Source organism: Streptosporangium saharense, from assembly GCF_014203715.1.
Taxonomy (GTDB): domain Bacteria; phylum Actinomycetota; class Actinomycetes; order Streptosporangiales; family Streptosporangiaceae; genus Streptosporangium; species Streptosporangium saharense.
This window is the reverse complement of record NZ_JACHJP010000002.1, coordinates 835,382-846,727: the sequence shown is the minus strand read 5'-3', so window position 1 is coordinate 846,727 and position 11,346 is coordinate 835,382. Positions and strand designations below refer to the sequence as shown.

Below are 11,346 nucleotides of genomic sequence, written 5' to 3'. Positions count from 1 at the left end.
TAGGAACGCTAGTCACGGGGGTGACCGGACAGGGGTGTCTGAGTTGAACGTCCAGAGTCGGTCGGCTTAACTTTCCGGGCAGCCGGGGGTCCCGGCGAGAGCGGCCCGGGTCAGGCGCTGGCGCCGATGGAGTCCATGAGCATGGGCAGCGCCCGCTCCAGGCTCCGCCGCCAGTACGGCCAGCTGTGGGTGCCGGGGCCGTAGAAGTCGGTCACGACCCGCGCGCCGCTCGCCTCGGCCCGGTGGGCGAAGGTCAGCGCCTGGCGCAGCAGGGACGCCTCCCCCTGGTCGGGGGCGGTGCCCAGCGTGTCGAGCGGCCCCGGGGTGCCGTCCCCGCAGGAGACGAAGAGCCGCACCCCGCGCAGCCCGCCGGTCAGGTCGGCCGGGTTGTGCGAGGCCCAGGCGGGGTCGCCGTGGCCGCCCCACAGGTCGGTGGAGTCCTCGCCGTACTGGTCGAGCAGCCAGTCGACGCCGTTGTTGCCGTCGCGGGTGTTCAGCACGCCGGAGAAGGAGGCCGCCGCCTGGAACATCCCCGGATGACGGGCCGCGTAGTTCATCGCGCCGAGCCCGCCCATGGACAGCCCCGCGACCGCCCTGCGGTCCCCGGCGCCGTAGTCGCGCTCCAGGACGTGACGGACCTCGGTGAGGTGGAAGCTCTCCCAGCCTGGCCCGTCCCGCCAGTCGGAGTAGAAGCCGACCTGGCCTCCCTCGGGGATGACCACGATCACCGGGTAGGCCGAGGTGATCCTGGCCGCCTCCCCCTGGGTCGTCCACGCGTCGTACTCGGACTGGCAGCACCCGTTGAGCAGGTACAGCACCGGCCACGGCCCGGAGCCGGGACGCCACCCGCTGGGCAGCAGCACCCTGACCATGCCCTCGCGCCCCAGCGCGGCCGAGCGGATCGTGAGTTCGTGGTCGCGTTCGCTCAGCCGGTTGACGTGGACGCTGCCCCGCCCGGGGGTGAAGGGGGACAGCTCCGGGCCGCGCGGGGTCCCTCCCGAGGAGAAGGGGGTCAGCAGGGCCAGGAGCACGACCGCCACGGCTGCTCCGGCGAGCAGGAGGACTCCGAGGCGTACGGCTGTGCGGTTCACGGGACCAATCCTGGCGAAACTTCGCGATCACCGGAAGTGCCGGGCATACGGCGGCGCGTCGTGGCGTGATGGTTCGTCACGTTCTGTCGGGGTACGGCCGTTCCGCAGGGGTTGGATGCAGCCGGCGGAGAGGGGACGGCGGATGCGCGGACTTGTGTGGATGAAGGACGGGGGCGCCGAGTACGCCGAGGTGGACCTGGGGGCGGAGCTGACGGCGGTCGGGGTGGCGATCGGCACAGATCCCATTCCCTACCGCCTTGAGTACACCCTGCGCACCCTGACCGGATACGTCACCGAACTGCTCTCGGTGCGGGTGCACGGCGTCGGCTGGCACAGGGCGATCGACCTGCGCCGTTCCGTGCACGGCACCTGGTCCTGCGAGACCAGGGAGGAGGGGCACCTGGAAGGGCCGCCTCCCGGCGGGGACATGAACGACCTGGGCGACGCGCTCGACTGCGACCTCGGGATGTCGCCGCTGACCAACTCCATGCCGATCCTGCGCCACGGCCTGGCCGTCCAGGAGGGGCGCGTCGACCTCGTCACGGCCTGGGTCGAGGTTCCCCACCTGCGGGTGATCCGCCAGCCGCAGCGCTACGCCCACCTGGGACCGGGCCGGGTGCGCTACGAGAGCGGGGGGTTCAGGACGGATCTCGCCCTCGACGACGGCGTCGTCGTCGACTACCCGGGCCTGGCCAGGATGGTGGTCGGGGAACCGCAGTCCCGGCCCTCCGTGGGGCCTACGCTCTCGTAGGTCCCACGGAGGGCCGCACGAAGACGGAGGCCGTGCGGGCGGGGACGCTCAACGTCCCCGTCGCGGGGTCGAAGCCCGACTCCCGCACCACCGGGTCATGTCCGCCCGCCTGGACGGGATGCAGCTCCACCCGGGCGTCCCTGAGCGCCGCGACGGTCTGTGTCACGGTCTCCGGGGTCGCGTTGAGGACGACCGTCAGCGACGTCAGGTCCGGGTCGAGGCCGGAGGCGTCCAGGTGCATGGTCACCACGCCCGGGATCTCGTCAGGACCGGCGACCGGGAAGGACAGGCGTGCCTGCACCTCCTCAAGGGAGCCGAGTGCGAAGACGGGACTGGAGGCGCGGATCCGCAGCAGCTCGCCGTACCCCGCCCTGGCGGCGCGGATCGCCGCGCAGTCAGGCCTGAGGGCCGGGTCGGCCAGCAGCGGTCCGGCGTACTGCCACCTGGCCTCGTTGCCCGCCCTGGGGGGAAGGCCGCCGCCGAAGCCGTTGCCCTGTTCGCAGTCCCACAGCAGCCGGTTGAACCAGTCGCCGGAGTCGTAGGAGTTGCGGTCGAAGGACTTCGAGCGCAGCCGCTCGCTGCCCGCGTGCACGAACGCGATGCCCTGCCCGAGAAGCACGGTCGCCAGCGAGAGCGTCTGCATCCGCACCCGGTCCGCCATCGTCGTGGACCTGGGCAGCTTGTAGGCGAGCGCGTCGAAGAGCGTCTCGTTGTCGTGGGCGTCCACGTAGGTCACGACCTCGCCCGGCGCGGCGGCGTACCCCGCGGAGGTGCCGTTGTAGCCGATCTCCGAAGCCCGCGCCCACCTGCCGTCGGAGGCGGTGAAGGCGTAGTCGCGCAGGTTGCCCGCCAGCTCCGCCTTGATCAGGTCCTGGTAGTACAGCAGCCGTTCCCGCCGCTGCTCCGGTGTGCCGTTCGCGGGGGAGTCGTTGGGCGCGCCCGCCAGGCCTGAGCCGAAGCCCTGCACCCTCGGGTCGGCGTCGAAGGGACCGCCGCCGCGCACCGCGTCCCGCAGCCGGTCGCTGAAGGTGGCGATCCCGGTGCCCGCCATGGCCGTCTGGGTCGCCTGCTCGAACCGGGCGCCGCCCGCGACCTCGCCGAAGTCCCAGCCCTCGCCGTACAGCAGGACCGAGGAGCCGTCCACGCCGTCCACGCCGGGGGTGAGCCGGTCCAGGGCCTCGCGCACCGCCAGGATGTTCGCCTTCGGGTGGTGACCCATCAGGTCGAACCTGAAGCCGTCCACCCTGTACTCGCGCGCCCAGGTGACGATGGAGTCCACGACGAGCCTGCCCATCATGAGGTGCTCGGGCGCGGTGTTCGCACAGCAGGTCGAGGTGGCCACCGAGCCGTCGTCGAGCAGCCGGTGGTAGTAGCCGGGCACGAGACGGTCGAGCACGGCCGAGGGATGCTGGCCGCAGGCGTAGGCGTGGTTGTAGACCACGTCCATGACCACCCGCAGCCCCGCCCGGTTCAGCCCGGCGACCATCTCCCTGAACTCCACGATCCGGGCGGTCCCGTCGGGGTCTGAGGCATAGGAGCCCTCGGGCACCGTGTGGTGCAGCGGGTCGTAGCCCCAGTTGAAGGAGTCCCGCGCGGCGGTCAGGGCGACGCGCTCCTGCTGCCGCTCGGAGTCCGGCGGCATCGAGGCCAGGTCGCCCTCCGGCTCCGCGCGCTCCGACCTGCGGTCGGGGACGGTCGCGAAGTCGAAGACCGGCAGCAGGTGCACGTGGGTCAGGCCGTCCCTGGCCAGGGAACGCAGCTCGGCCATTCCCGCCGAGTCACGGGCGAAGGCGGCGTAGGTCCCCCGCACCTCCTCGGGCACCGTCGGGTCACAGGCGGAGAAGTCACGCACGTGCAGCTCGTGGATCGTGGGCCGGTGCCGGGCGACCGGGGGTTTGCGCAGCCCCGCCCAGCCCTTCGGGGCCAGAGCCGGGTCGGCCAGGTCGGCGAACTGGCCGCGGGCCGAACCAGCGGAAAGCGACAGGCCGTAGGGGTCGGTGACCTCGTTGACGACCACCCCGCCCGCGGCAGGGGCGTACACCCTGACCAGGAAGGTGTAGTAACGCCCCCGCCACGACGGCTCGCCGGTGACCGACCAGACCCCCGTCACGTCGTCCCGCCTCATCCGCCGCACCGTACGGCGCCCGCCCGAGGGCCCGTCGTACAGCGCCAGCCGTACGTCCTGGGCGGTCGGGGCCCAGACCGACACCCGGGGAACGCCGTCCTCCCAGACGGGGCCGAGTTCGGCGTCGGCCGCCGCCCGGTAGAGGTCGTCGAGCACCCCGGCGACCTGCACCCCGGTCGCGGCCAGCGGCGCCCCCGACGAGTCACGCCGTACCGCCACCACCTGACCGCGCAGCGCCGAGGGAACCAGGCCCGCGTCCCGAGGATCCACCCTGAAGGCCGCCCTCCCCGCCAGATGGGGCCGTACGGCGAGCCGCTCGGCGGTGAGCGCGGCGGGGGACAGGCGGATCACCCCGTCGCCACCGGTCAGCTCCCCGTTCGCGGAGGAGATGTCGCCCTCACCGGACAGCAGCAGGCTGTGGTCGAACCCGGCGGGGTCCCCCTCCGCGGCCCAGACGACGGTCTCCCTGTCGATCCAGTGCGCCCACGCCCGGCCCAGGTCGATGTCGCCCGCGGCGACGTGCGGGTCCTCGTCGATGGTCTGGCTCACGTTCGCGCTCTCCTCGCCTCGCGGGCACGCTTCCCTGATCTCCTCGTTCCCCGCGCGGGAAGGGTGATGCCGCCCCTTTCGCGAGGAGAAGCGCAGGTGAGAGGGGTTTTCCGGGAGTACGGCGGGCGCCTTGACATTTCCTTGTAACAAGTTTGCAGAAACTTGCGGAAAATTCTTTCGCTTCGTCTTACAGCCGCGTAACGTCCGGCGTATCCTGCCCGGCCCGATGATCAGTCGCGGTCCGCGGCGGGGACCGCCACGCCGCGGGCCCGTCCGGGCGTCGCGGCTGACAGTCGTCTGATCGGGGGACCGCATGACCGAGCTCGTCGAAACCTCCTGTCCCGGCGGGGCAGCCGGGACGGCCACCCGCTGGTGGCGTGACGCGGTGATCTACCAGGTCTACGTGCGAAGCTTCGCCGACGGCAACGGGGACGGGATCGGTGACCTGCTCGGGGTGCGCAGCCGCCTGCCGTACCTCGCGGACCTGGGGGTCGACGCGGTCTGGCTGACCCCGTTCTACACCTCGCCGATGGCCGACTTCGGCTACGACGTGGCCGACTACCGGGACGTCGACCCGATCTTCGGGACGCTCGCCGACGCCGCCGCGCTCGTCGAGGAGGCGCACCGGCACGGGCTGCGGGTGATCGTCGACGTCGTGCCCAACCACACCTCCGACCAGCACGCCTGGTTCAGGCAGGCGGTGGCCGCGGGGCCGGGCAGCCCCGAGCGGGAGCGCTACGTCTTCCGCCAGGGCAAGGGCGAGAACGGGGAGCTGCCGCCGAACGACTGGGAGTCGATCTTCGGGGGGCGCGCGTGGACCCGGCTGCCGGACGGCGAGTGGTACCTCCACCTGTTCGCCCCCGAGCAGCCCGACCTGAACTGGGACAACCCCGAGATCCACGAGGAGTTCGAGGCGGTCCTGCGCTTCTGGCTCGACCTGGGCGTGGACGGCTTCCGGATCGACGTGGCGCACGGCATGGTCAAGGCGGCGGGGCTGCCCGACGTCGGCCACCCCGACCAGGTCAGGATGATCGGCACCGACGTGGTGCCGTTCTTCGACCAGGACGGTGTCCACGACATCCACCGGGCCTGGCGCAGGCTGCTCGACTCCTATCCCGGCGAGCGGATCGGTGTCGCCGAGGCGTGGGCGCCCTCCCCCCGGCGGCTGGCCCACTACGTCCGCCCCGACGAGCTGCACCAGGCCTTCAACTTCCACTTCCTGACCACCCCGTGGGAGGCGGCCGGGTTCCGCGCGGTGATCCAGGAGTCGCTGGACACCGCCGGGCTGGTCGGCGCTCCCACCACCTGGGTGCTGTCCAACCACGACGTCAAACGGCACGTCACCCGCTACGGCGACGGTGGGACCGGCCTGCGCAGGGCTCGCGCCGCGGCGCTGCTGACGCTCGGCCTGCCCGGCTCCGCCTACGTCTACCAGGGGGAGGAGCTCGGCCTGCCCGAGGTCCTCGACCTGCCGGAGGAGTTCCTGCACGACCCCCAGCGGCTGCGCGACCCCGACGCGGGCAGGGACGGCTGCCGGGTGCCCATCCCGTGGGACGAGACAGAGCCGCACTTCGGCTTCGGCCTGCCCGGCGGCGAGGACCCCTGGCTGCCGATGCCCGCCTCGTGGGGGCCGCTCAGCGTCGAGACGCAGCTCGCCGACCCCGCCTCCACGCTCAGCCTGTACCGCAGGGCGATCGAGGTCAGGCGCTCCCTGCGCCCGCTCGGCGAGGCTCCCCTGGAGTGGCTGACCTCCCCGGAGGGCACGCTGGCCTTCACCCGTGGCGAGGGGTTCGTCTGCACGGTCAACCTGACCGGTGAGCCGGTCGAGCTGCCCGCGCCGGGCCGCGTGCTGCTGGCCAGCGAGGAGCCGCTCGTCACGGCCGGTACGGCGCGCCTGGCCCCCGACTCCGCGGTCTGGTGGGAGCGCCGGGACGCGTGAGATGCGGGCAACGTCACCCTCAACGCCGGTGAAAGAGTTGTAACGGTTCGCTGGGTGCCCGCCGTCCCGATGGTCGGGTGGTGGGCACCTGTGTCAGGATCTCCGCTGACCGGCTGACCGTCACGCAGCGATGGGACGTGCCTACATGGAGTCGAGCAGTCCACGGTGGACCGTTCCTGTCCTCGTGGCGTTCGCGGCGGGTGGTCTCCTCGTCGCGGTCCCCGATCCCGCGTGGGCACGGGCGGGCGCCGTCTACTACGTCGACTCGGCGAAGGGCGACGACGCCGCCACGGGCACCTCACCGGAGAAGGCGTGGCGCTCCCTGCACAACGTCAACGACGCCACGCTGCGCCCCGGCGACGTCGTACGGCTCAAGCGTGGCGGCGACTGGCGGGGGCCGCTGAGACTCGGCGCCAAGGGCACCGCGGAGCGGCCCGTCGTGGTCGAGCCGTACGGCAAGGGCTCCGCGCCGAGGATCGGCGGCGAGGGCGCGGAGAGCTGCGTGGTGGTCGGCGGCTCCCACGTGCGGGTGACCGGGGTGCGCGCGAGCGGCTGCCGGTGGGCGGGCTTCGCGGTGACCGGCGACAACAACGAGCTCGACGGTGTCCTGGCCGACCGCAACGCCGCCGGGGTCAACTTCGTCGGCTCGCGCAACGTGCTGAAGAACAGCGTGCTGACCCGCAACGACCGCATGAGCGTCAACGACAACGGCGGAGACAACGACTCCGGGGCCTTCGGCGTGCTGCTCAACGGCGACGACAACCTGATCACCGACAACGTCATCACCGGCAGCTACGCCACCAGCCAGGACTACGGCACCGACGGCGCCGCCGTGGAGGTCTTCAACGGCGACCGCAACCGGGTGCTCAGGAACGTCGCCCGCGACAACGAGACCTTCGCGGAGCTGGGCGCGCGCAAGGGGAAGACCGCCACCGGGAACGTGTTCGCCTTCAACGTGGTGACCTCCTCCCGCAAACGCGGCTCCTTCCTGATCACTCGGGGCGCCGGGCACGTGGTCGGCCCGGTGCGCGGCACCGTCGCGGTGCAGAACTCGGTCTACCTGCCCGCCCGCGACACCATCGGCTGGTCGTGTCACGACGGCTGCTCACCGTCCATCCTCAGGTTGCGCAACAACGTCATCGTGGTCGGCGGCCAGATCGGCTACGAGGACGGCGCGGGCGCCGACGAGGGCGGCAGCGTCTACAAGGGCAGGTCCCGCAAGTTCAAGCTCGGCCCGAGGTCCATCCTGGCCGATCCGCGCTTCCGCGGCGGTGACGACCTGCGCCTGCGCCCCGGCTCCCCGGCCGTCGGGCGCGGCCTCAAACTCGACCCCGCGTGGTACGGCGGCGCCGCCCAGGCCCGCGACCTCGGGGGCAAGGCCCCCACGGCCATCCCCGACGCGGGCGCCTACCAGCACTGACATTCCTGAGATCTTCGGATTTCAGGCATTATTCTGGACATCTCCCCGGAACATCTGTGAAACCTGCCTAGGGCAGCCTGTGTTCGGAGAGGGGGAGCGACGATGATGCTGCGACTACGGGTGTCCTTTCCCGACAGACCGGGCGCTCTGGGCCAGGTGGCCCGGGTGCTCGGCACGCTGGGGGCCGACATCCTCCAGGTGACGGTGCTGGAACGGGAGGCGGGCCGGGTCGTCGACGACTTCACGGTCTCCTGGCCCGGCGCGTTCGACCCCGAGGGCATCAGGGACCGGCTCTCCGCGGCGCCCGGCATCCGGGTCGAGGCCGTCTGGCGGACCAGGGAGATCCCCGGGACCTCTCCCGACTACGACCTGCTCAGGCACGTCGCCACGGAGCCGGGACGTGCCTTCGCCACCCTGGTCGACGCCATCCCCGACCTGGTGAGCGCCGAGTGGGCGGTCGCCGTCTCCTCGGAGAGCGGCGACCTCGTCCACCGGAGCTGGCAGGCGCCGGAGTCCCTCGACGAGCAGGGCGGCCTGTCCGGCGTCAAGGCGGCCGACCTCACCGCCCTGCGCCCCTGCGCGCTCACCGCGGGACGCCATCGGTTCATGAGCGTGCCCGTCCCCGATGCCGGTCTCCACCTGGTCCTCGCGCGCACGGAGGGACCGTCGTTCCACCGCGCCGAGCTCGACCGCGCGGTCCGCGTCGTGGAGCTCGTCTCCATCATCGGCCACAGGCCCGCGCCACGGACCCCTCAGGGCGTCTGAGACCCTCGTACGGCCCCTTTGCCCGGAGGGGGGCCGCCCCGGCCCGTGCCGGCCCGCTCAGCGGCGGGGCGGGTCGATGCGTGCGCCGTCCACGGTGAAGAGCATCAGGCGGCTGGCGTCGACGCCGACCCTGGCGGGCTCTCCCGCCCGCCAGACGGGGCGCGCGCCGAGCCTGACGATGAGGTCGGCCCTGCGGTGGGTCCCGCTCGCCTGCTCCTGCCCGTGCTCGATCTCCGGCTCGGCGGGCCGGCCGGGCAGCAGCTTGCGGATGGCGGCCATCGCCCGGCCACCGGAGGCGGCGGCCATCGCGCGGGCGTTCTCACGCGGGTCGGGCGGCTCGGGGACGGCGACCGACTGGATGCCGCTCTCGACGTAGGCGAGCCACTCGTGGCCGTGGTATTCGAGTGCCCTGACCCGGCCGAAGAAGACCGGCCCCTCGAACGTCTCCGGCACCGGGGCCAGACAGTCGGGACGCAGGCCGACGATGATCTGACGGCCGACGTGCTGGGAGATCACGTACGCCCTGGGATCGGTCCAAGGAATGGTGATCTGGTGGGGCCCGAAGTCCAGCATGATGAACTGGTTCTGCGGGGTCTTGACCACGGCCGACAGCAGGTTGAGCTGCTGGGAGCTGAGGAAAGCCGCGGTGAAGGCGGTCGCCGGGTCGTTGTAGACCTGACCGGGCGTGCCCAGGTCCTGGAGCACGCCGCGGTTCATGATGGCGATGCGGTCGGCCAGCGTCAGGGCCTCGACCTGGTCGTGGGTGACGTAGACGGTCGTCACGCCGAGGGAGCGGACCAGCGCGGAGATCTCCATGCGCATCTCGGTGCGCATGCCCGCGTCGAGGTTGGACAGCGGCTCGTCCATCAGGAACAGCGAGGGCTGGCGGACGATGGCCCTGCCCATCGCGACACGCTGGCGCTGGCCACCGGAGAGCGTTCCAGGGCGGCGGTCGAGGGTCTCGTCGATGTGCAGCGCCTTGGAAAGCTCGATCACCCGCTCCCGTACCAGGGCGGGGTCTGCCTTGGCGATCTCCAGGGGGAAGGCCATGTTGCCCCGCACGGTGCGGTGCGGGTAGAGCGCGCCGTTCTGGAAGACCATGGCGACGTCGCGGTCACGCGGCGGCAGGTCGTTGGCGAGGGTCCCGCCGAGCCACAGGTCGCCCGAGGTGATCTCCTCAAGCCCGGCGATCATCCGGAGTAACGTCGACTTACCGCATCCCGAAGGCCCCAGCAGGACAAGGAACTCCCCGTTCTCGGCGCGCAGGTTGATGCGGTCAACCGCGAGGTACCCGCCGGGGTAGACCTTGGTCACATTGTCGAGGACGACGGTACTCATGCGCGCTCGTTCCTCCCGGGCTCCGCTGCCCGGATCCAGCCGTGTGATTGATGAGGTAGTACATCGCGACACTCGCCTTTATGTCCATAGATGTCGTTAGAAATCGCTTGTCTCCAGGTCACTTCCGGTGCCCGTCCCCGAGCGGCCACGACGCGATGACAGGGGGTTCAGGAGCTGATCGTGATGACGGGTGGCGAATGTTACAGTTTGCGAAAAGTTGTGCGAACTCCTGACACGGGGGCTGAATGCCGTCTGGCTTGCGCCCCACTCGGCCGCATGGTGGGGTGCTTGTGATGGACGGCGAACTTTCGCGGGTCCCCCGGCCCCGTCTCGACGGCGTGGGCGTCAGGCTGGCCGACATCGCGACGCGGGCGGGAGTGAGCGAGGCGACCGTCAGCCGGGTGCTCAACGGCAGGCCAGGGGTGTCGGGCACGACCAGGCAGGCGGTGCTGGCGGCGCTCGACCTGCTGGGCTACGAGCGTCCGCAGCGTCCGCGCGGGCACAGCAACGGGCTGGTCGGCCTGGTGATCCCCGAGCTGGACAACCCGATCTTCCCCGCGTTCGCCCAGGCGATCGGCAGGGAGCTGACCCAGCACGGCTACACCCCGGTGCTGTGCACCCAGCTCCCCGGCGGCGCCCCCGAGGACGAGTTCACCGAGATGCTCGCCGACCGCGGGGCCAGCGGCATCGTCTTCGTCTCCGGCCTGCACGCCGACACCACGGCCGACGTGGAGCGTTACATCCGCCTGATCGGCAGGGGCCTGCCGATCGTGCTGCTCGACGGCTACAGCGACAGGATCGAGGCCCCGTTCATCTCTCCCGACGACAGGGCCGCGGCGTGGCTGGCCGTACAGCACCTGGTCGATCTCGGGCACGAGCGGATCGGGATGGCCCTGGGGCCGCGCAGGTACGTGCCGGTGATCCGCAAGATCGAGGGCTACCGCCAGGCGATGGCGCACCTGCTCGGCGCGGTCGACACCGACGAACTGGTCTCGCACTCGCTGTTCTCCGTCGAGGGCGGCCAGGCCGCCGCCGCGCGCCTGCTCGAACGCGGGTGCACCGGGATCGTCTGCGCCTCCGACCTGATGGCGCTCGGCGCGATCAGGGCCTGCCGGGAGCGGGGGCTGTCCGTGCCCGAGGACGTCTCGGTCGTCGGGTTCGACGACTCGCCGCTGATCGCGTTCACCGACCCGCCGCTGACCACGGTCCGCAAGCCCGTCGGCGCGATGGCCGCGGCCGCCGTCGCGGCCCTGATCGAGGAGATCAACGGTAGCCGGGGCAGGAACGTCGAGCTGGTCTTCCAGCCCGAGCTGGTCGTGCGCCGCTCGACGGGCTCCGGCCCGCTGGTCAACCGCTGACCCCGCTGTT

The 11,346-nt window shown here is 71.7% G+C and carries 8 protein-coding genes; 5 read left to right on the top strand and 3 right to left on the bottom strand.

The window, feature by feature from the left end:
- Positions 1 to 110: 110 nt before the first annotated feature.
- The gene (locus tag FHS44_RS12750; protein ID WP_184714173.1) at positions 111 to 1,091 is read right to left on the bottom strand and encodes an alpha/beta hydrolase; all 981 of its coding nucleotides are present in this window, start codon (positions 1,089 to 1,091) and stop codon (positions 111 to 113) included.
- A gap of 142 nt (positions 1,092 to 1,233) precedes the next feature.
- Here FHS44_RS12750 and FHS44_RS12745 point away from each other — a divergent pair, with 142 nt between their 5' ends.
- Positions 1,234 to 1,842 (top strand): putative glycolipid-binding domain-containing protein, encoded by a 609-nt coding sequence (locus FHS44_RS12745; protein WP_184714172.1) that lies wholly within the window; start codon positions 1,234 to 1,236, stop codon positions 1,840 to 1,842.
- Here the strand turns inward: FHS44_RS12745 and pulA are convergent.
- Positions 1,829 to 4,516: a pullulanase-type alpha-1,6-glucosidase gene (pulA, locus tag FHS44_RS12740; RefSeq protein ID WP_312863629.1), complete on the bottom strand. Its 2,688-nt coding sequence runs from the start codon at positions 4,514 to 4,516 to the stop codon at positions 1,829 to 1,831. The genes FHS44_RS12745 and pulA overlap by 14 nt on opposite strands.
- Before the next feature lie 313 nt (positions 4,517 to 4,829).
- On the opposite strand from pulA, the gene FHS44_RS12735 reads away from it, so the two are divergent.
- The 3 genes from FHS44_RS12735 (at position 4,830) to FHS44_RS12725 (ending at position 8,640) form a co-directional block, all read left to right on the top strand.
- Positions 4,830 to 6,455, top strand: coding sequence for a glycoside hydrolase family 13 protein (locus FHS44_RS12735; protein ID WP_184714170.1), 1,626 nt, complete (start codon positions 4,830 to 4,832; stop codon positions 6,453 to 6,455).
- 130 nt (positions 6,456 to 6,585) lie between these two features.
- The gene (locus FHS44_RS12730) at positions 6,586 to 7,875 is read left to right on the top strand and encodes a right-handed parallel beta-helix repeat-containing protein (RefSeq protein ID WP_246435409.1); all 1,290 of its coding nucleotides are present in this window, start codon (positions 6,586 to 6,588) and stop codon (positions 7,873 to 7,875) included.
- Between the two features lie 102 nt (positions 7,876 to 7,977).
- Positions 7,978 to 8,640: an ACT domain-containing protein gene (locus FHS44_RS12725; protein ID WP_184714169.1), complete on the top strand. Its 663-nt coding sequence runs from the start codon at positions 7,978 to 7,980 to the stop codon at positions 8,638 to 8,640.
- Positions 8,641 to 8,697: 57 nt separating this feature from the next.
- On the opposite strand, the gene FHS44_RS12720 is transcribed toward FHS44_RS12725, so the two are convergent.
- Complete coding sequence (locus FHS44_RS12720) at positions 8,698 to 9,978, bottom strand: ABC transporter ATP-binding protein (protein ID WP_184714168.1); 1,281 nt, start codon at positions 9,976 to 9,978, stop codon at positions 8,698 to 8,700.
- A gap of 293 nt (positions 9,979 to 10,271) precedes the next feature.
- Between FHS44_RS12720 and FHS44_RS12715 the strand changes: the two genes are divergently transcribed.
- Entirely contained in the window at positions 10,272 to 11,336 is a 1,065-nt protein-coding gene (locus FHS44_RS12715; protein ID WP_184714167.1) for a LacI family DNA-binding transcriptional regulator, read from the top strand.
- Positions 11,337 to 11,346 lie beyond the last annotated feature (10 nt).

Bases quoted from the DNA above. Each gene is read 5' to 3' on its own strand.
- FHS44_RS12735 (WP_184714170.1), top strand. From the start codon at position 4,830: ATGACCGAGCTCGTCGAAACCTCCTGTCCCGGCGGGGCAGCCGGGACG.
- FHS44_RS12715 (WP_184714167.1), top strand. From the start codon at position 10,272: ATGGACGGCGAACTTTCGCGGGTCCCCCGGCCCCGTCTCGACGGCGTG.
- FHS44_RS12730 (WP_246435409.1), top strand. From the start codon at position 6,586: ATGGGACGTGCCTACATGGAGTCGAGCAGTCCACGGTGGACCGTTCCT.
- FHS44_RS12720 (WP_184714168.1), bottom strand. From the start codon at position 9,978: ATGAGTACCGTCGTCCTCGACAATGTGACCAAGGTCTACCCCGGCGGG.
- FHS44_RS12725 (WP_184714169.1), top strand. From the start codon at position 7,978: ATGATGCTGCGACTACGGGTGTCCTTTCCCGACAGACCGGGCGCTCTG.
- FHS44_RS12745 (WP_184714172.1), top strand. From the start codon at position 1,234: ATGCGCGGACTTGTGTGGATGAAGGACGGGGGCGCCGAGTACGCCGAG.